Annotated in this window: 16 protein-coding genes and 2 pseudogenes; 6 read left to right on the top strand and 12 right to left on the bottom strand. The window is 69.0% G+C overall.

Going from position 1 to position 18740, the window contains the following annotated elements:
- Positions 1-22: 22 nt before the first annotated feature.
- From RF646_RS06025 to RF646_RS05975, 11 genes and pseudogenes are all read right to left on the bottom strand, one after another.
- Positions 23-589, bottom strand: coding sequence for a DUF3817 domain-containing protein (locus RF646_RS06025; RefSeq protein ID WP_368835467.1), 567 nt, complete (start codon positions 587-589; stop codon positions 23-25).
- Positions 586-1665: a hemolysin family protein gene (locus tag RF646_RS06020; protein WP_368835466.1), complete on the bottom strand. Its 1080-nt coding sequence runs from the start codon at positions 1663-1665 to the stop codon at positions 586-588. Before RF646_RS06020 ends, RF646_RS06025 begins: the two co-directional genes overlap by 4 nt.
- Positions 1662-3209 carry a hemolysin family protein gene (locus tag RF646_RS06015; protein ID WP_098054611.1) on the bottom strand — a complete coding sequence of 516 codons (1548 nt, stop codon included), beginning with the start codon at positions 3207-3209 and terminating at the stop codon, positions 1662-1664. Before RF646_RS06015 ends, RF646_RS06020 begins: the two co-directional genes overlap by 4 nt.
- Positions 3203-3373: a hypothetical protein gene (locus RF646_RS06010; RefSeq protein WP_156523453.1), complete on the bottom strand. Its 171-nt coding sequence runs from the start codon at positions 3371-3373 to the stop codon at positions 3203-3205. The genes RF646_RS06015 and RF646_RS06010 overlap by 7 nt, the downstream gene beginning before the upstream one ends.
- 108 nt (positions 3374-3481) lie before the next feature.
- A complete protein-coding gene (locus RF646_RS06005; RefSeq protein WP_064847114.1) occupies positions 3482-4894 on the bottom strand; it encodes a TIGR01777 family oxidoreductase in 1413 nt (470 codons plus the stop codon).
- A gap of 42 nt (positions 4895-4936) precedes the next feature.
- Positions 4937-6064: a Gfo/Idh/MocA family protein gene (locus tag RF646_RS06000; protein WP_368835465.1), complete on the bottom strand. Its 1128-nt coding sequence runs from the start codon at positions 6062-6064 to the stop codon at positions 4937-4939.
- A gap of 139 nt (positions 6065-6203) precedes the next feature.
- Positions 6204-7001 carry a carbon-nitrogen hydrolase family protein gene (locus tag RF646_RS05995; RefSeq protein ID WP_368835464.1) on the bottom strand — a complete coding sequence of 266 codons (798 nt, stop codon included), beginning with the start codon at positions 6999-7001 and terminating at the stop codon, positions 6204-6206.
- 135 nt (positions 7002-7136) lie between these two features.
- Complete coding sequence (locus RF646_RS05990) at positions 7137-7529, bottom strand: hypothetical protein (protein WP_368835463.1); 393 nt, start codon at positions 7527-7529, stop codon at positions 7137-7139.
- Between the two features lie 57 nt (positions 7530-7586).
- Positions 7587-9083 (bottom strand): annotated as a pseudogene (locus RF646_RS05985) (FAD-dependent oxidoreductase).
- On the bottom strand, positions 9080-9910 hold the full coding sequence (locus RF646_RS05980) for a dioxygenase (RefSeq protein WP_260850521.1): 831 nt from the start codon (positions 9908-9910) through the stop codon (positions 9080-9082). Before RF646_RS05980 ends, RF646_RS05985 begins: the two are co-directional and overlap by 4 nt.
- A gap of 144 nt (positions 9911-10054) precedes the next feature.
- Positions 10055-11077: pseudogene (locus tag RF646_RS05975) on the bottom strand (maleylacetate reductase); the annotation flags it as partial.
- Between the two features lie 140 nt (positions 11078-11217).
- On the opposite strand from RF646_RS05975, the gene RF646_RS05970 reads away from it, so the two are divergent.
- From RF646_RS05970 to RF646_RS05945, 6 genes are all read left to right on the top strand, one after another.
- Positions 11218-12186, top strand: a complete 969-nt coding sequence (locus tag RF646_RS05970; protein ID WP_368835462.1) for a LysR family transcriptional regulator — start codon at positions 11218-11220, stop codon at positions 12184-12186.
- Positions 12187-12323: 137 nt separating this feature from the next.
- Positions 12324-13139, top strand: a complete 816-nt coding sequence (locus RF646_RS05965; RefSeq protein ID WP_368835461.1) for a sulfurtransferase — start codon at positions 12324-12326, stop codon at positions 13137-13139.
- A gap of 94 nt (positions 13140-13233) precedes the next feature.
- Positions 13234-13911 carry a hypothetical protein gene (locus RF646_RS05960; protein WP_144997776.1) on the top strand — a complete coding sequence of 226 codons (678 nt, stop codon included), beginning with the start codon at positions 13234-13236 and terminating at the stop codon, positions 13909-13911.
- A gap of 128 nt (positions 13912-14039) precedes the next feature.
- Positions 14040-15710 (top strand): AbgT family transporter, encoded by a 1671-nt coding sequence (locus tag RF646_RS05955; protein ID WP_085106843.1) that lies wholly within the window; start codon positions 14040-14042, stop codon positions 15708-15710.
- Positions 15711-15954: 244 nt separating this feature from the next.
- On the top strand, positions 15955-16698 hold the full coding sequence (locus tag RF646_RS05950; RefSeq protein WP_186317169.1) for a hypothetical protein: 744 nt from the start codon (positions 15955-15957) through the stop codon (positions 16696-16698).
- 250 nt (positions 16699-16948) lie between these two features.
- Positions 16949-17782, top strand: a complete 834-nt coding sequence (locus RF646_RS05945; protein WP_368835460.1) for a hypothetical protein — start codon at positions 16949-16951, stop codon at positions 17780-17782.
- Positions 17783-18026: 244 nt separating this feature from the next.
- Here the strand turns inward: RF646_RS05945 and RF646_RS05940 are convergent, their stop codons facing one another.
- Positions 18027-18734, bottom strand: a complete 708-nt coding sequence (locus RF646_RS05940; RefSeq protein WP_368835510.1) for an aldolase/citrate lyase family protein — start codon at positions 18732-18734, stop codon at positions 18027-18029.
- Positions 18735-18740: the final 6 nt, after the last annotated feature.

The following is an 18740-nucleotide window of genomic DNA, read 5'->3' as shown; positions in this document are numbered from 1 at the left end:
GCGGGCCACCGTGGGGCTCCCCTCAGGAGAACCACTCGGTGGGCGGGCCCGCGGTGAGCAGCACCGAGAACAGCGCCACCACGAACACCAGCAGGGCCAGGGCGGAGAGCACGGGCCACCGCAGGATGACCGCGAGCAGCCGCTCCGCGGGAGTGCGGGCGGGCTCACGCAGCCCGCTCGGGACCCCGCCAGGGGTGGCGGAGGTGGCGCGGGCGTCGTCGTCCCCCGCAACCCGTCCGTCCGACGTGGTGCCGGCCCCGGTGCGCGCGTGACCCGCGGGGGCCACGCGCCACGCGTCCGCGAGCAGGCCCTTGCGCTCCACGTGCCGTTCGAACGGCACCGTGGCGAACGGAACCACGGAGAGCACGAGGCCCAGCACGCCCGTGGCGGCCGGCCAGCGCCGGTCCGTCCAGACCACCACGGTGGAGACGCAGTAGCTCAGGAACACGAACCCGTGGATCCCCCCGGCCAGGCGCACGGGGAAGTCACCGGCACCGAATCCGTACTTGGCGATCATGCCCAGGATCAGCAGCGCCCACGTGACGGCCTCGGCGATCGCGGCGATCCGGTACAGCTTCCGCGGGCTCATGCGGCGGAGTCCTGATCGGCCTTGGAGGTGGCGTCGCGGACCTCGCCCACGAGCTCCTCCAGCACGTCCTCGAGCGCCACGATGTACACAGACTCGTCCGTGGTGCGCGAGTCCCGGGCCACCTGGCCCAGCAGCGCGAAGTGCGCGCCGTTGGCCTGCATGGTGCGGGTGACCTTGCGCAGCTTGTCCTCCGGGGCCACGCGCGCGAAGCGGCGGATGATGGCCGCGGGGATCGGTTGCTCCCGAGCGGTCTCCGGCAACCCCAGCACGTCTTTCGTGTGGACGTAGCCCATGAGCCGCTCGTTCACGTCCCGCACGGGGAAGCGCGAGAAGCCCGTCTCCGCGCACAACTGCTCGACCCCGGCCACGGTGATGTCGGACGGGACGGTGCGCATGCCCGCGAGGGGCAGGGCGACGTCGGCGGCAGTCTTGTTCTCGAAGTTCAACGCGCCCGTGAGCAATCGGATCTCGTCGGTGTCGAGCAGGCCCTCACGGCCGGACTCGGCCACGAAACCGCGGACGTCATCGGACGTAAAGGCCGAGGCGACCTCGTCCTTGGGCTCCACCTTGAACAGCCAGCGCACCAGGTGGTTGGCGGTCTCGTTCATGACCCAGATGGTGGGGCGGAAGACCACCACGAAGCCGTGCAGCACGGGGCCGAGCACCTGGGCCACGCGGCTGGGGACCGCGATGGCGATGTTCTTGGGCACCATCTCGCCCAGGACCATGTGCAGGAAGGTCACGATCAGCAGCGCGATCGCCAGGGCGATCGGGTGCAGCAGAGCGGACGGCATGCCCGCGGCCTCGAGGGGCATCTCGATAAGGTGTGCGATCGCGGGTTCACCCACAGCACCGATCAGCAGGGAGCACGCGGTGATCCCCAGCTGGGTGGCGGCCAGGGACACGGACACGTTCTCAATGCCCTTGAGGGCGTACTTCGCGGACTTGGATCCGTCCGAGGCGCGGGGTTCGAGCTGGTCGCGGCGGGCCGATACCATCGCGAACTCGCTGGCCACGAAGAAGGCGTTGCCCGCCAGAAGCAGGACCAGGACGATGATGGCGGTACTCGTGGTCATCGCTGCTGCTCCTCACGCGGGTCCTCCACGGACACGTCCTCGTCCCGGTGGAAACCGGCGGCGCCCACACGGTCGCCGTGCGAGACCCGGAATTCCTCCGCGGTCTCGGGGTCGCGGTTCTCACCGCCCAGCGGGTCCGGCCGCCCGGGTGGGCGCCAGGACGTGGACGACGTCGAACCGCCCCGTTCGTCCGGATTGCCGCCTTCGCGGTGCACCATGATGCGGTCCACGCGGTGCTGGTCCATGCGCACCACGGCCAGGTGGATCTGCGCCTTGGTGGGGAGGTCATCGTCGTCGCGGTGGATGTGGTCGATCGCTTCCAGGGTGAGCTTGTCGCCCACGCTGGGCAGCCGGTCCAGTTCCTCGGCGATGAGACCGCCCAGGGTGTCGGACTCCTCGCCCTCGGGCATGTCCACGCGCAGCACGTCGCCCAGTTCGTCCGGGCGCAGCAGTCCGGAGACCACCAGGCCACCGTCGCGGGTGCGGCGGAAGCGCTGCACCCGGGTGTCCTGCTCGTCGTCGATCTCCCCCACGATCTCCTCGATGAGATCCTCCAGGGTCACGATGCCCGCGGTGCCGCCGTACTCGTCCACGACCACGGCCAGTTGCAGACCCTTGTTGCGCAGTTGACGCATGAGCGGGTCCAGGGTCATGGATTCGGAGACCACGTCCGCGGGGACGCACACGTCCGCGACGCGCACCACCGCGCGTTCCTCGAACGGAACTGCGAGCGCGTGGGTGTAGTGCACCACGCCCACGATGTCGTCCACCGATTCCCCTGTGACGGGGAACCGGGAGTGACCGGACTCGGACGCGGTGAGCAGCATGTGCTCCACGGTGTCGTCCGCGTCCAGGAAGGTGACCCGGGGGCGGGGACGCATCACGTCCGCGGCAGTGCGGTCACCGAACTCGATGGACCGGGCCACGAGTTCCGCGGTGCCCGCGTCCAACGTGCCCTCACGCCCGGAGCGGCTCACCACGGACGCGAGTTCCTCCGCGGTGCGCGCGTTGGCCACTTCCTCCGTGGGCGTGAAACCGAGCATGCGCAGCACCGCGTTCGCGGAGCTGTTGAGCATGGTCACGAGCCAGCCGAAGACCACCATGAAGATCTTCTGCGGCAGCACGACCACGTGGGTGACCCGCAGGGGGTCCGCGATGGCCCAGTTCTTGGGGACGAGTTCACCGAACACCATCTGCGTGAAGGTCGCGACGATGAACGCGGCGGTGGTCGCGATACCCACCGCAGCGGCGTCGGGCACGCCGGTCCACCCGAGACCCTCGCTGAACAGGGTGCCCAGACTGGGACCGGTGAGGAAGCCCGCCAGGAGGCTCGTGACGGTGATGCCCAATTGGGCACCGGAAAGGTTGGTGGAGGTCTTCTTGAGGCTCTGCTCGATGGTCCTGGCGCGCTTGTCGCCTTCGGCCTCCGCGCGCTGGACCGCTTGGCGGTCCACGGTGAGGAACGAGAACTCGACCGCCACGAACAGGGCGTTGGCGAGGACCAGCAGGAGAAAGACGAGGAGGAGCAGCCAGGCAGTCAGCACCAGCTCACCTCAATGCACACCGCATCGGCGCGGGAAGGGAACGGGGAACCGAACGAGCGGATGTCAGGGGAGCAGCGGCGCTGCCCGGGACTGTCCGACTCCTTGTCATCGGCCGAGGGGAGCGCACCGAAGTACGCTGCGGGCCGGTTGTGTTGAGATGTCACGGGAAAAGGATACCGAATCCGCTCCCGGGGAGGAGAGGGACACCGCCCGACCGGTGGAACTCTGCCCCCGCGGTGTTCCGCGATCACACCTGAGCGGCGGGCTCAGCCTCAGCGGGTGCGCCCCAGGATGTGCTCGGCGCAGCTGCGCAGGTCCTCGTTGCGGAACCGGTACCCGCTGGCCAGGAGCTTGCCGACGTCCACCCGGTGGCTCGCCGCCACGAGTTCCTCGGTGGCCTGCGCCCCCAGAACGGCCTTGGGACCGGCCAGGGGTGTGGGGACCACCGCGGGGCGGTGCAACACACCGGCCACGGTCTTGGCGAACTCCTTCTGCCGCACGGGTTCGGGGGCGGCCACGTTGAACGGGCCCTCGGCGTCGTCGCTCAGCGCAAGGTGGGCCACGGCACCGGCCATGTCGTCCAGGCCGATCCAGCTCTGCCACTGCTTCCCGCCGCCCATGGGCCCGGACAGACCGGCCTCCATGAGGGGCAGTTGCGGTTTCAGCAGGCCACCCGTGGGTGAGAGCACCAGACCGGTGCGGACGTTGACCACGCGCATGCCGTACACGGCGGCCCCGTGCGCGGCACGTTCCCACTCCCGGCACACCTCCGCGAGGAAACCGTCCCCGGACGCGGAGTCCTCCGTGAGGATCTCGTCCCCCCGCCCGGTGCCGTAGTAACCGATCGCGGAGGCGACCACCAGCGCGCGCGGGCGCTTCTCGGCCGACACCTGGCCCAGCGCGCGCACGAGCAGGTTGGTGCTGTCCACGCGCGAGCGCATGATCTCGTGCTTCTTCGCGGGCGTGAAACGCGTAGCGATACTTTCGCCGCCCAGGTGGACGACGACGTCGACCCCCTCCAGATCGTGCGGGTTCAGCACCCCTTCGTCCGGGTCCCAGCCGATGACACCCTCACCGGTGGCGCCGCCGCGCTTGAGGCGGAGCACCGTGTGCCCGCCCGTTTCGAGTAGCGCGCACACCTGGGTGCCCACGAGCCCGGAGGAACCGGCCACCGCGATGGTGAGCCGGGGCCCGTCGTGCTGGTCGTGGAAGTCCAGGTCGGCACGCAGTTGACGTTCCCGGTAGGCGAAGATCCGCTCGAGCTGCGGCGTCATCACGCGCTCACCCAGGTCGTTGAGCTTGCCCGCCCACTCCGGCAGTGGGCGCACCGTGACCTGGTCCCGGACCAGGGTCCCGCCGTTCTCCGTCTCCTCGAAGACGTGCCGGTGCTCCCACTCCCCCAACGGCCCGCTGACCATGCGATCCGTGAAGTACCGCGGCGGATCCCACTCACCGTGTTCGGCTGTCCAGGGCAGGTGCACCATGCCGAACGTCCCGGGCACGGAGATCCCCAGCTTGGCTTCCGAGCCCGGTTCGATCCCGTCCGACGGCGCTTGGCGCACCTGGTCGGGGCCCCCACCGAACGGCGGGGTCAGGCGGGGCAGGGCTCCGGGGCGCTCGTGCCACGCGAAGACCCGCTCCCGGGGTTGGGACAACCGTGTCTCATGGATGTACTGGTGTGTCATGGCAGTGCTGTCCGTTCGTCGAGGGGCCCGGGATGCGGGAGATCAGCCGTTCTGGGGAACCTGGTCCACGAGCTCGTCGTCCTCCGGCTCGTCCGCGGGGGTGACGCGGCGGACCTGCTCGGAGGTCACCGTCCGTTCCCGCTGATAGGGCTTGAGCGTGACGGGGCGGCCGGTCTCGAGCGATTCGAGGACGGCCTCGTTCACGCGCACGTCCAGCATGCCCTCCTCGCCGTCCGGTTCCGGGGCCTCGCCCCGGCGCAGGCAGTCCACGAAGTACTGGGTCTGGCCGCCGAACTGTTCCACGGGGTCGTGGGCGAAGCTCTCGGAGGAGCCCTCCTGGGTGAGCGTGTACTCGATGCCCACGCCCGGACCGAAACCGAAGCACGGCTGCGCGCTGATCTCGCCCTTGGTCCCGGCCACGGTGAACTGCTCGGCGGACTCGGAGGCGTAGCTGATGGTGAACTGCGCCACCCGTTCACCCGGGAAGGTGAGGGTCACGGCCACGGTGTCGTCGAAGTTGAACTCGCGGCCCGGGGTGCGAACTCCCTTGGCGTAGACCTCCACGGGTTCGTCGTGGAAGAGGTTGCGGACCATGTTCTGGGGGTAGGTGCCCATGTCGGGGATGGGCCCACCCCAGAAGCCCGAGTGACCGCGGTGGTTCTCCTCCGTGATGTCCTGGGAGAAGGTCGCGGTGAAGAACCGCGGGTCACCGATGACCTGCTGGTCACGGACCTTCTCGATCATCTCCACGGTCGCGGGTTCCTGGTGCAGCCGGTAGGCGACCATGAGGGTTGCCCCGCTCTGCTTCGCGGCATCGGTGATGGCCTGGCAGTCCTCCACGGAGGTGGCCATGGGCTTCTCGAGCAGGGTGTGAATCCCGGCCTTCAGTGCGGGTTCCGCGAACTCGCGGTGGCGGAAGACGGGAGTGGCCACGTACACGGCGTCGATGTCACCGGACTCCAGCAGCGCCGGGTACTCCTCGTAGGAGTAGGTGGCCACACCGAATTCCTGACCCAGCGCCTCCGCCTTCTCCGGGCTCGAGGTCACCAAGGCCGCGAGCTCCGCGTCCTCGATCCGGGAGAGCCCGGGGATGAACGCCTGCTGAGAGATCTGTCCCACGCCCACCACGGCGAAGCGGACGGGGTGGTTGTTCTGAATGGCATCAGCCATGATTCTGACCTCCGGACTGCTCGAGTATGACGGTCCACGCCCACAAGTCAGGGGCTTATGACGTGCTACTGCCCACTGTAGGCACGGGCCGCGAGCCTTGTCAGCGCTCGTTCACCCACCGCGCACAGCTTCCCGGGTCTCAGAGTTCGCGCGCGTTGCGCAGCACCGGGATGGCCTTGCGCGTCCGCTCCACGAGCTCCGGGTCCAGGTCCACGACCGTGTAGTCCGGGGCGTCTCCCAGCCGCGCCACCACGGAACCGTCCGGCGCGGCCACCAGGCTGTGCCCCACACCGCGCGGCGCCTTGTCCGGGTTCTCCTCCCCCACCGACTCGGGGTTCGCCTGTCCCACGGCCACCACGTACGACGTCGTGTCCAGGGCTCGCGCGCGTGCCAGCAGTTCCCACTGCGCGACCTTGCCCGGCCCGTCCCCCCAGGACGCGCCGAGAACGGTGACCACGGCGCCGTCGTGCGCCAAACGCGTGAACAGACGCGGGAAGCGGATGTCGTAGCACGTGGCGACCCCCACAGTGAGGCCGCCCGCGGAGAAGGTGACCGGTTCGTCGCCGGGGTCCACGGTGTCCGACTCCAGGAAGCCGAAGGCGTCGTACAAGTGGATCTTGGCGTAGCCGCGCATGGTGCCGTCCGGGAGGGCGATCACCGCGGTGTTGCGCACGCGATCACCGTCGCCGGGGGTGAACATGCCGGCGACGATCGCGACCGAGTGCTCACGCGCGAGCTCGGAGACCGCCGTGGCCCATGGGCCATCGAGAGGTTCGGCGACGTCCTTGAGGCTGCGACCGAACGCAAACATCGTGGCCTCGGGCAGCACGAGGAGATCCGCGCGGTCCTCCCCCGCGCGGCGCGCGAGCTCGCGGACGCGCTCGAGGTTGTGTTGCGAGTCGTGGGTGCTAAGCAACTGGCCGAGTGCGATACGCATATCAGTCACGGTAGCCGGGCGGCGCAGGGGTCCGGAAGTGCTGCCCGGGCGCAGGGGCCGTCTCCGTGCGGACGTCGACGGCGCGTCTCACGCGGAACCACCCGGCCGCCCGCGGGTGCGGGGCGGCCCCGGGACCTATGCGTTCTTGGCGATCTTGACCGCGCTCATGATCATGGGGATCTGCAGCGGGAGGCGGCCGAGGGAGATCGCCTGCTTCGCGGCGGACGCGTGGCGCCAGTCCCACGCCATCTTGAAGTTGCCGGGCCACACACCCACGAACAGGGCGGCCGCGGCCGCCCCGCCGGCCTTGCGTGTGGCGGGGATGAGCAGCAGCGCGGCGGTCCCGAGTTCCGCGAATCCTGAGCCGATGGACCACTGCCGGGCGGTGCCGGGCAGCTGTTCGGGGATCAGGTGGTCGAACGGTTCCGGTTTCACGAGGTGCAGGGCCCCCATCCCCGTGAGTGCCAATCCGGTGAACAACGCGGCGCGGTGGGCCCTGCGGCGGGCGGTCATCAGTTTTTTGGTCATGCTCCACGGTACCCGGGAGTGGACTCCCCGCAGCGGCGGTAGGACGGGCCCCACCCCTCACCGCAGTCGATGACGTACTGCGAACCGTTCGCGGTGAGCAGCGTGGAGATGTCCACCCGATCGGAGCCGTCCCGCGCGCAGCGTCTCGGTCAGCATGGCCGCGGAATCCTCGACCATCCCGTGCGAACGGTAGGCCACGTGGTTGTCGGGGCGCACGAGCACCATGCCGTCGTCCGCGACCACGGCGGAGGACTCGTAGGACTGCCCGAGCTCCACGCCGTGCGCGTTGAACTCGTAGTTCTTCAGCTCCAGGGCGTCGCGCAGCGCCTGACGACGCCGCTCCCCCTCCTCCGAGGCCTCCTTGCGTGTGGCGATCTGCCGGTTCATGGACTCGGCGTCATCGCGCGGGTCCACGCCGAGCGCATCCAGCACGGCGCCGAACTGACCGAGCGACGTGTTAGCGCGCTTCACGATCTGCTCACCCACGGGAACGCGCTCGTCCTGGTAGGAGCCCAGCAGTTCGGGACCCGCGAAGCCCTTGAGCACGTACGCGAGCTTCCACGCCACGTTGTAGGCGTCCCCGATGGACGTGTTGGACCCCAGCCCGTTGCTCGGCGGGTGCCGGTGGGTCGCGTCACCCATGGCGAAGACCCTGCCCTCCATGTTGCGCGTGGCCCACATCTCGTTGACGGTCCACAGGGAGAAGGACTTGACCTCGATGTTCAAGTTCGGGTCCCCGATCAGGTTGCGCACGATCTCCCGCGTGGACTCCTTGGTCAGCTCCGGGGGCGGCTGTTCGATGTCATAGCCCCACGTGATGAGCCACTTGTTCCACGGACGCACCATGCGCACGAGACCCAGACCGATCCCGCCGATCGCGGCGCCGGGCTGGAGTACCCAGTACAGGACGGACTCGCGGTTCTCGCAGTAGGGCGAGAGGTGCATGTCGCACACGATGTTCATCGACCCGGACTTACCCATGAGGCCCTCCATGGGCAGCCCCAGCTACTCGACCACGCGGGAACGACCGCCATCGGCACCCACCAGGTACTTGGCGTGGACCGTGTAGGACGTCCCGGTGAGCCGGTCGTGCACGAGGGCGTGCACGGCGCCGTCGTCCTGCTGCAGCGCGACGAACTCGGTGTTCCAGCGGTACTTGGCGTTGCGCACCAGGATCGGCTCCAGGTGGGTCTGCGGGAGGTCGCATTTCAGGGACGGCGACGCCGCCACGTAGTCCGCGTGCCGGTCCGGGCGGTTGCCCCACGAGCGGACTCGGCCGAGTTCCTCGCCCGCGATGGTCGTGCAGATGACCGTCTCACCGATCTGCTCGTGCGGAGCTGCCTCCGGGAGGATCTGGTCCTCGATGCCCAGGTCACGCATGATCTCGACCGTGCGCTGATTGGTGATGTGGGCTCGGGGGGTGTCCGCCGTGGTCGAGTACTTGCTGACCACCAGGACGTCCACCCCCAGCGAGGCCAGGAACAGGGCGGAGGACGATCCGGCGGGGCCGTGACGGCACGGCGCTTGCGGTGGAGGGGAAAGAGGTGGGCTCAGACGTCCTCGGGGGCGAGCACCACGTCGAAGCGGGTGCTGGCCCAGCTCTCGTCCAGACTGCGACCGTCCGGGGTGGGCTCGTTCGCGTCATGCGTCTCGAACGTCTTGATCAGGGAGTCCTTGACGCCGAACACCGAGTCGCCGGCCTCGAGTTGCGGATCCCCCTCCACGAAGATGTGGGTCACGAGCGTGCGCCGCCCCGGGGCCGAAACCATGAAGTGCAGGTGCGCGGCGCGGTACGGCGAGCGCCCGGTGCTCTGCAGCATCTTGCCCACGGGCCCGTCGTGCGGGATGGGGTACGGGGTGGGTGTGAGGCCCCAGAAGCGGAACGTCCCATCGTTGTCGGATTCGAGCCATGCGCGGCCGTAGACCCGGCCGTCGGTGTGCTGGACGTCGTACAGACCCTCGTCGTCCGCCTCCCACACCTCGATGCGCGCACCCGCCACGGGGTTGCCGTCCGTGTCCTTGACGGTTCCCTCGACCCAGCACGGCTGGCCCGGGGCGCCCCCGGCGATGTCTTCGCCCTGGTCGATACGCGGGGCGTCCTGGGTGAAGAACGGGCCGAACACGGTGGCTTCCGTGGCGTCCTCGTAGGCCTGGTTGTTCACGGCGATGGTCTGCATGGAGATGCCCAGCACGTCCGAGAGCAGCACGAATTCCTGACGGGTGTCCGTGGTGATGTTCCCCGCGTCCGTGAGGAACTTGATCGCGGCGTTCCACTCGTCCTCGGTCAGCCGGGTCTCGCGCACGACGGCGTGGGCATGGGTCACGACGCTGCGCAGCACCTCCGCGAGGCGCTGGTCGGGGGACTCGTCGAAGGACGCCAGGACCTGTTCGGTGAGTTGCGCTTCGCGCTGGCACTGCTCCTCGCTCTCGGTGCTGTCGGACGCGTCACCGGTCGCGGCCGTGACCACCGAGGGGTTCTCCCCCTGCAGGGCCGCGCGCAACAGCGCGGTGAGGTTCTCGGTCGTGGGCGTGACCGGGTTGGACTCCGGGATGGCCTGGAGCGAGCGCTCCACGGCCTCGGTAACGTCCTCCTCGGTGAAGCCGACGTCGGACAGCGCCCGGGGTGCGTCCAGGTCCTTCCGCAGTGCGGCCAGTGCGTCGTTGGCGGCCCGGGCCTCCCCACCGGCCACGGTGCCCTCGTACCCGAGCGCGGCGGCGAGACGGCCGGCGAGTTCCGGGACGGCCGGGGCGTTGAACGCCAGGACGTACGGCAGCACGGTCGCGTGGGTCTCGGCGTGGGGCAGGTTGAACGTCCCCCCGAGCACGTGCGCGATCTTGTGGTGGATCCCCGAGCCCGCGGACGCGAACGACAGTGCGGAGAGGTAGCAGCCGTAGAGCGCCTGCTCACGGGCGTGCATGTCCTCGGGGTCCTTGACGATCCCCCGCAGGGCGATCGCCAGTGCCCGCGCACCCTCGAGCGCATGCGCTTGGTTGATGGGATCGGCCTTGGGCGCCCACAGCGAGTCCACACAGTGCGCGAGTCCGTTGAGCCCGGACGCGACCGACAGGCCCACGGGCAGGGAACGCGAGAGTTCGGCGTCGTAGATCACAGCCTCGGGCAGCACCTTGGGGTCCAGGCCGGTGGACTTGGTGCGGTCCTCCGTCATACCCCACATGCTCGTGGCCTCGGAGCCCGCGTAGGTCGTGGGCACGGCCAGGAGGGGCAGCCCGGACGTCAGTGCGATGGCCTTGCCCAGCCCCGTGGTGGAGCCGCCGCCCACGGTGACGAGCGCGTCCACGTCCGCCTCGCGTGCGGCGTCCCGCGCGCGCTCGGCGAGTTCCACGGGGACGTGCTGGACGACGTCGTTCCACGTCAGGGCGGGCTGCGCACGCTCGGCGACCTGCCGGACCAGCTCGGCTTCGTGCTCCCCCGCGATGATCATGGGGCGCGTGGCGCCGAGGCGGTCGAGTTCGGCCACGAGGTGTTCGGCGGCCTTTCCCGAGCCGAACAGGACACGTTGTCCCAGGGTCGTGTGCTCGAAGACCATCGGCCGGAGCGCTGAGTCGGAACGCTGGATGGACATGGGAAACCTGCCTTGACTGGATGATCCTGATGTCCTTCCAGTGTGGTGCACACCATATCCATAGATCTAATACAATTTTTTCTAGGCAGACATAAGGACACATTATGGATACGCGCCAGCTCACGTACTTCCTCGCGGTCGTGGACCACCAGGGCTTCACTGCCGCGTCCGCGGCCCTGCGGATCACGCAACCGGCTCTGAGCAACACCGTGAAGCAAATCGAGAAGGAATGCGGCGTGCCGCTGCTGCACCGCGGCGCACGCGGCACCCGGCCCACCGAGGCCGGCAAACAACTCGCCACGGACGCCCGGCGCATCCTGCACGACCTCGCGTCCACCACAGCGCGCATGCGGTCGATCGCCCAGGGTCGGCGGGGTCAGGTCACGCTGTCCGTGGCACCCGCGTTCGAGTGGTGGCACCTGCCGCACGCGCTGAACATCCTGGAGAGCGCGGCCCCGGACATCGACATCGACCTGCGGGACCCCTCCCCGGACATCACACTGCGCACGTTGCACGAGGGCGTGATCGATCTGGGGGTCGTCCTGACCTCGGACGTCTCCGCCCTGCGGCGGATCCACGGCGCGGACCTCTCCCTGGAACCCCTGCTGACCATGCCGCTCGTGGTGCTGTTGCCGCGCAGCATGGACGCCCTGCCGCCTTATGTCTCCTTGGCGGACCTGGCGTCCGAGACGTGGCTCGTGCCCGCCCGCTACCCGGGACTGTCCGGGCTGCCGGAGTTACTGGCCAACGTGTGGCGCGAACGCCCCACGACCCGCCCGGCGGTCGTCACGGAGGTGTCCACGCTGCAAACATGTGTCCCGCTCGTGGCGGCCGGGCGCGGGGTGGCGCTCGTGCCCGAGCAGGTGCGGGAGATCATGGGCGCCAAATGCGTGATCCGGAAGGTGCGGGAGAGCGTGGCGCAACAAACCGCCGTCGTCGGCTGGCGCACGCAGCAACCGCTGTCCCCCGCCGCCCTGCGCGTCAAAGACGTCCTGTTGGACCCCGCCACGTGGGCGCGACCCGGGGACGCCGTGGGTCCGGATCCCGCGCTCGAGCAGGAACAGAGCTGGTGACCACCTCCTGCCATAACCGGCGCTTATCGGTCATCCCGCGTTCCTCGTGAAGGGACGCACGTACCGGGCCTAGGCTGGGAGACAGCACGCGGCGTCGTCGTCGGAGGACGTCGTCGCAGGAAGTGGGGGAGACGGTCATGGACCCGTTCGTATCACCCGATTGGCTCGCCGAGCACCGCGAGGACGTGGTGCTCGCGGACGCCCGCATGTACCTGGACGGACGCAGCGCGGAGGCCGCCTATCTGCAGGGACACCTGCCCGGCGCGGTATTCGTGGACGTGGCCACCGCGCTCGCGGCCCCGGCCTCCCCGGAGAAGGGTCGGCACCCGCTGCCCACCCCCGAGGATTTCGCCGCGGCGATGTCCCGGGCGGGCATCGGCGACGACACCACGGTGGTCGCGTACGACGGCGCCGGCAACGTCATGGCCGCGCGCCTCATCTGGATGCTGCGCACCACGGGCCACCGCGCCGCGCTGCTCGACGGCGGCCTTTCTGCCGCAGGCTCCGGCGAGCTGGAACGACGCCGCACGGTCCTCCCCGAGGCACGTTTCACCCCGGTGCCGTGGCCGCCCGACGCGCTCGCGAGCATCGACGAGGCGGTCCACGGCCCGCTGGTCGTGGACGCGCGCGACCGCACACGGTTCGCGGGCAACACCCCCGATCCCGTGGATCCGCGCTCCGGCCACATCCCGGGCGCCGTGAACGTCCCGTGCCGTGAGCACCTGACCGAGCGACAGACCCTGCAACCGGTGGAGCAGGTGCGGGAGCGATTCGAGCGCGCGGGGGTCACGGACGCGCACCACATGATCTCCTATTGCGGCTCCGGTGTGACGGCGTGCCACAACCTCCTCGTGGCCGAGCACGCGGGACTCGGCACGGGACGGCTGTTCCCAGGTAGCTGGTCCCATTACTCCCACACGGACCGCCCCGTGGAGACGTCCCCTCAGGGCTGAACCATCCATCACGGTACTTACGGTTTCCCCACCTCGGTGCCAAGATGGGAAGCACCACAGTGGTTAGCGCCACGGACAGTACAGGAGGCACGTCATGACTCAGCAACCCGAGAACCCGGATCCCATCGCGTCCGCCGGTCAGATCGACGATCCCGACCAGCCCACCACCGTGCAGGGCCACGACGACTCCCGCGCCGGCCGCGACACCCAACCGGATGAGAGTTCCGCAGAAGGGGACCCCGACCAACCCGGCGCGGTCCGTCGCACCAGCGTCCCCCCGGCGGGCGCCACCGATCCGGGCACCGTCGACGGCGCGGTGAACGCGACCGATCGCGGCGACGTCGTCGAGGAGCGCACCGTCCGTGACGACCGCGACGTCGTGCGTGATGACCACGCCGCGGACCACGGCAAGCCGCCCAAGGCGTTGAAGGAGACCGGCTTCCCCAACGTGGGCGAGGGCACCGTGGACGAGCAGAGCGCCCGCGACGTCGATTCGGAGGCGCTGGCCGGAACGCGGAAGTTCCAGCCCAGGCCCGGGGATCCCAACCCGAACATCTCCGCGAACCCCGCCGACCGCCCGGACGTGGACGGCGAGGTCGACGACGAGGGCAACGCCCAGTACGAGCGCGCCGAGGAGATGCCGGACATCGAACCCGTGCGGCACTCGCACATGGTCGAGGACCGTGTCCAGGAGCAGGAACGCGACTACGACCTCGAGACCACCGAGGACGGCGAGCGCTACCTCACACCCAAGGACCTGCCGAACAACTGACGGCGGTCCCCCAAGCGCGCCCGGTCGGACACCCGTTCGACCGGGCGCTCGTGTTTGCGTGGCCTTGATAGTCTCGGGCTTTCCGGGCACCGCAGGTGCCGCGTCCCCGACCACGAAAGAACCGGGCCATGACCGACCCTTCGTTCACCGTGCATGCCGCGGCCGGCAGCTCGCCCGCCCTCGGCCCGGGGCGGGACCCCGCGCCCGGCGGCCGACCGCCCTCGGGAACGTCCGGGCGCGACGGCGCACTGCTGCGGTTCCTGAACGGCGTCGAGTGGGTGGGCAACAAGTTGCCGCACCCGTTTTGGCTCTTCGTGATTCTCGCCGGTCTCGTGGCGGTGCTGTCCGCCGTACTCGCGACGGCCGGTGTCACCGCGCAGAACCCCGCGACCGGGGACGTGGAGACCGTTCACAACCTGCTGACGTCCGAGGGGCTGCAGGCCATGGTGGGCGACGCCGTGGAGAACTTCGCCTCCTTCCCGCCCCTGGGCGTGGTGATCACGGTTTTGCTGGGCGTGGCCGTCGCCGAACGCAGCGGGCTCATCAACACCGCGGTGAAACTCGTGGTCTCCCGCGTCTCGGCGGGATGGCTCACGTTCGTGCTCGCGCTCACGGGTGTCACCGGTTCCGTGGCCTCGGACGCGATCGTGGTGGTGCTGATCCCCCTGGGCGCGGCGGCGTTCAAGGCGGCCGGCCGCTCCGCCGTGCTGGGCGCGGTGATCGCGTTCGTCTCGTCCTCGGCCGGCTTCAACGCCTCGCTGGTGGTCAACCTGACCGATCCGCTGGTGGGCGGGATCACCCAGTCCGCGGCGCAGCTCGTGGATCCCGAGTACACGGTCTCCCCCATCGCCAACTACTTCTTCTCCGCGGCCTCCGCCGTGGTGCTGGCGCTCGTGATCACCCTGGTCTCGGAGACCGTCCTGACCCGGATGACCAAGAAGTACCACGCGGCGGAACGCTCCGAGGCGGAGGCCGCACGGGCGGCCGAGGCCGGCGACGGCGAGCACGCCGAGACCTTCACGGCCCAGACCCTGACGGTCACGTCCCGGCGGGAGACCACCGCCCTGTGGGCCGCCGTGGGAACGCTCGTCGCGGGCCTGGGCATCTACTTCACCCTGTTGTTCATCCCCGGCACACCGTTCCCCGGGGAGGACGGCACCCCCCTGACCTCGGTGCTGATCAGCAGTGTCGCGGTGCCCATCGGGCTGCTGTTCTTTGTGTGCGGTATCGCTTACGGGATCGTGGCCGGGACCATCGACAAGGCCTCGGACGTGCCGCCCATGATGGCCTCCGCGATCACCCAGGTGGCACCCCTAATCGTGCTGTTCTTCGCGGCCGCCCAGTTCATCGCGTGGTTCGACTGGTCCAACATGGGCACCGTACTGGCCATCAAGACCGCCGGGGTGCTCGGCTCCGCCGGGGTCCCGCCCGTGGTGCTCTTCGCGGGCATGGTGGTGCTGATCTCCGTGATCAACCTGTTCATCACATCCGGCTCCGCGCAGTGGACCCTCACCGCGCCCGTGCTGGTGCCCATGTTCATGTACTTGTCCATCCCCCCGGAGACCACGCAGATGCTGTTCCGCATCGGGGATTCCCCGTCCAACGTGCTCTCGCCGCTGAACCCGTTCTTCGCCATGACCCTGGGCTTCATCCAGCGCTGGTACCCCAAGGCCGGGATCGGCACTCTCATGTCCATGGTGCTACCCCTGTCCCTGGCCATGATCGTGGTGTGGTTCCTGTTCTTCCTGGCCTGGTGGGGCCTGGGCATCCCGCTCGGACCCGGCTCCCCCACACACTGACGCCGCAATGTTCACGGACACTTCGCTCGTTGTCCCCCAAAAGGGACAGTGTTGTCCCCTTAAGAGTTCGACGTCGCCGTGAACCGCGTTCTCCCAGGTCATCGTGGGATTACGCGGGGACGGAACTGCGTTCTATGAAAATGAAAAATCACGGGTTGATTACAACGCGGATGTGGCATTGCAGCGACCCGGACAAGTTGTCAGCCTGTTTGCTATGGCGAAGACGACATCACCTCGAACATGGATGACCACCCTTGCCCTGGTCGGGGCGTTCGCAGTAACCGGATGCGGGTCCAGCAACGATTCCGGCCCGGGCAACGACGCCGCCGGGGCCACCCAGGGGAGCACGCCGCAGGGTGGGGAGCAGACGAGCACCGACGCGAGCGGCACACAGCCCCAGACCGGTGACTCGCCGTCCGGTGAGGCGCAGTCCGGGGCGAGTGCCACTCCGGATGCCGACCACAGCGCGGACGTCTACGAGCTCACGGAGACCTACACGGATCCGGCGAAACTGTTCACGGTGAAGTACCCCAAGTCCTGGAAGGTCCAGAAGGACAACGGGTACCTGGAGTTGACCAGCCCGGACGGGAAGGTCCAGGGCAAGGTGGCCTCCACCAAGGTCCGACCCCCCAAGGGCGATTGGTTCACCCGACCCGCCCACCCCCTGATCGGGGAGGAAACCGGGTTGAGCAAGCAGGTGGGCACCCAGGTGTTCACGTACTCCACCTACGTCCCGGCCCCGCCGCACAGCGAGCGCAGCGATTCGATCCTGTGGGGGCTCACGGAGTCCGGCAGCCAGGGCATCGTATCCCTCCCGGGCGGGGACAAGCGGGACGAACTGTGGGCGGAGTTCTACTACGCCCCCGTGAACAAGGGGAACCGACCGCTGTCCCAGAGCCAAGGGGTCAAGCTGGTCAATCAGATCAACGAGACGGACGAGGCCGGCACGGTGGACGCGATCCTCAAGTCCATCCGGGCCGTCGACTAGAGACGACCCGCCGGCCGTTCGTCGGGGCGGGGCAAAGAGCGCGGGGAGAGTGGCCGGTGCGGTCATTCCGGTGGGTTGCCGGGATGACCGCACTGATGTTTTTCGGCGGGTGATCCGAGTGGGCACGCCGATCCGATCACTCGAGAACACCCTGCGACATGGGCAAACACTGAGGTGTCCTACATCACAGGTGCATCACACTTTATTGTTCACTATTGCAAACAACATGTCTCGGATCCACGCTGGTGCCATGACACACAACACAGCCCGCAGCTGGGCCATCACCCTCGGTATCACGTCCGCCCTCGCTCTGACGGGGTGCACCGCGTCGAACGGCGCGGCCACCCCCACGAGCTCCGACACCACCACGCACAGCACCGCACCGCCGCAATCGGGCGGGACGGCGACGTCGACTGCGGGGTCCGCCGCGCCGTCGGCGACACAGCCCGGGGACTCCGGAACGACCGCACCATCCACGCCCTCGGCGTCGGATGCGAGTTCCGAACCGGTTGGGGCGCCCGGCGCCACCACTGAACCGACCGAGCCCGCACCGGGCGACCAGACAGGTGACACGATCGCCCTGTCCGAGACCTACACCGCGCCGGACGGGGCCTTCAGCATGAAGTACCCCGCCTCGTGGACCGCGAAGACGGATCAGGGGTACTTGGAGCTCACGAGCCCCACGGGTCAGGCGATGGGTCGGATCGCCACCACGGACGTACGACCGCTGCGCGAGGACTGGTTCACGTCCCCCCGCTACACGGTGCCCGGTGAGACCACACAGTTGTCCGAGGACATCGGGGCGCAGGTGAGCACGTACTCCGCGTACCTCCGCAGCGTCAAGGGTCCGGACGAGGACTCCGTGCTCTTCGGCCTCTCACAGGTCAACTCCTCCGGCCTGGTGAGCCTGGCGGGAGGCGAGACGGGTCGCGAGTTGTGGGTCGAGTTCTCCACCGGCCCGGTCAACACGACCGGGAGGTTCGTCACCGATGAGGAACTGGTCGACATCCTGAACACCACGGTCGCCACTCACCCGGACGTCCCCGCCATCCAAGCGATGCTGCACAGCATTTCCATGGACTGACACGCGACGCTCTGAGCCACAAGATTTCAGGCAGTGCCGCGTGCATTCTGGGACGTACGGAAGCCAGTATCGAAATTCTGGGCACCCTGGAGCCAGTATCCGGCGAGCGAGTGGTTTTGGAGTGCCTAGGAAATCGTGCCTGGCTTTAGCTACCCCAAAAATCGCCGGTGGCTTCGGAGTGCCTCGAAGTGCGCGGATGGCCTGCCAGGCCCGAGAGCTGCGGCGCGACGCCGGCCCTCGGCGGCTACTTCCGGAACGCCTCCAGCAGGGCCTTGCTGCCGACGGCGAGCAGAGCGACGTCGGCGCCCACGTTCACGAAGTCCGCGCCCGAAGCGAGGTAGTCCCGCGCCTGGTCCTGGGCGAACGCGTTGACGCCCACGAACTTGCCGGCGGCCTTCACCTCCGAGATCACGTGCTTCACGGCGGCCACGACGTCCGGGTGGGTCTGCTGACCGAGCAGCCCCATGGACGCGGCGAGGTCCGACGGGCCGATGAACACACCGTCCACGCCGTCCACGGCGGCGATCGCGGCGGCGTTCTCCACGGCAGCGGCGGACTCCGCCTGAACGATCAGCGTGATGGTCTCGCGTGCCCGGGTCAGGTACCCGGGGATCCGGTTCCACCGGCCGGAGCGGGCCAGGGCGGAGCCGACGCCGCGCACACCCCCGGGCGGATAGGCCACCGCCCGAGCGGCGGCCTGCGCCCCTTCGACCGAGTCGACCATGGGCACCACGAGCGACTGGGCGCCGAGGTCCAGGTACTGCTTGATGAGCACCTCGCTGTTCTCGGGGACCCGCACGACTCCGAGCGTGGGGTAGGCGGCGATCGCGCGCAGCACGGACTGGATGGTCTCGAGCGACAGCGGCGAGTGCTCGCCGTCGATCAGCAGGTAGTCGAAACCGGCCCCGGCCAGGATCTCCGCGGCGGCGGGATCCCCGGAGGAGTGGAACATCCCGAT

Source organism: Kocuria sp. CPCC 205261, assembly GCF_040981025.1.
Lineage (GTDB): Bacteria > Actinomycetota > Actinomycetes > Actinomycetales > Micrococcaceae > Kocuria > Kocuria marina.
This window is presented reverse-complemented; position numbering and strand designations above follow the sequence as displayed.

Excerpts from the sequence above, each read along its gene's own strand:
- RF646_RS06025 (WP_368835467.1), bottom strand. The coding sequence starts at position 589 with ATGAGCCCGCGGAAGCTGTACCGGATCGCCGCGATCGCCGAGGCCGTC.
- RF646_RS06020 (WP_368835466.1), bottom strand. The coding sequence starts at position 1,665 with ATGACCACGAGTACCGCCATCATCGTCCTGGTCCTGCTTCTGGCGGGC.
- RF646_RS06005 (WP_064847114.1), bottom strand. The coding sequence starts at position 4,894 with ATGACACACCAGTACATCCATGAGACACGGTTGTCCCAACCCCGGGAG.
- RF646_RS06000 (WP_368835465.1), bottom strand. The coding sequence starts at position 6,064 with ATGGCTGATGCCATTCAGAACAACCACCCCGTCCGCTTCGCCGTGGTG.
- RF646_RS05995 (WP_368835464.1), bottom strand. The coding sequence starts at position 7,001 with ATGCGTATCGCACTCGGCCAGTTGCTTAGCACCCACGACTCGCAACAC.
- RF646_RS05990 (WP_368835463.1), bottom strand. The coding sequence starts at position 7,529 with ATGACCAAAAAACTGATGACCGCCCGCCGCAGGGCCCACCGCGCCGCG.
- RF646_RS05970 (WP_368835462.1), top strand. The coding sequence starts at position 11,218 with ATGGATACGCGCCAGCTCACGTACTTCCTCGCGGTCGTGGACCACCAG.
- RF646_RS05965 (WP_368835461.1), top strand. The coding sequence starts at position 12,324 with ATGGACCCGTTCGTATCACCCGATTGGCTCGCCGAGCACCGCGAGGAC.
- RF646_RS05960 (WP_144997776.1), top strand. The coding sequence starts at position 13,234 with ATGACTCAGCAACCCGAGAACCCGGATCCCATCGCGTCCGCCGGTCAG.
- RF646_RS05955 (WP_085106843.1), top strand. The coding sequence starts at position 14,040 with ATGACCGACCCTTCGTTCACCGTGCATGCCGCGGCCGGCAGCTCGCCC.
- RF646_RS05950 (WP_186317169.1), top strand. The coding sequence starts at position 15,955 with ATGACCACCCTTGCCCTGGTCGGGGCGTTCGCAGTAACCGGATGCGGG.
- RF646_RS05945 (WP_368835460.1), top strand. The coding sequence starts at position 16,949 with ATGACACACAACACAGCCCGCAGCTGGGCCATCACCCTCGGTATCACG.
- RF646_RS05940 (WP_368835510.1), bottom strand. The coding sequence starts at position 18,734 with ATGTTCCACTCCTCCGGGGATCCCGCCGCCGCGGAGATCCTGGCCGGG.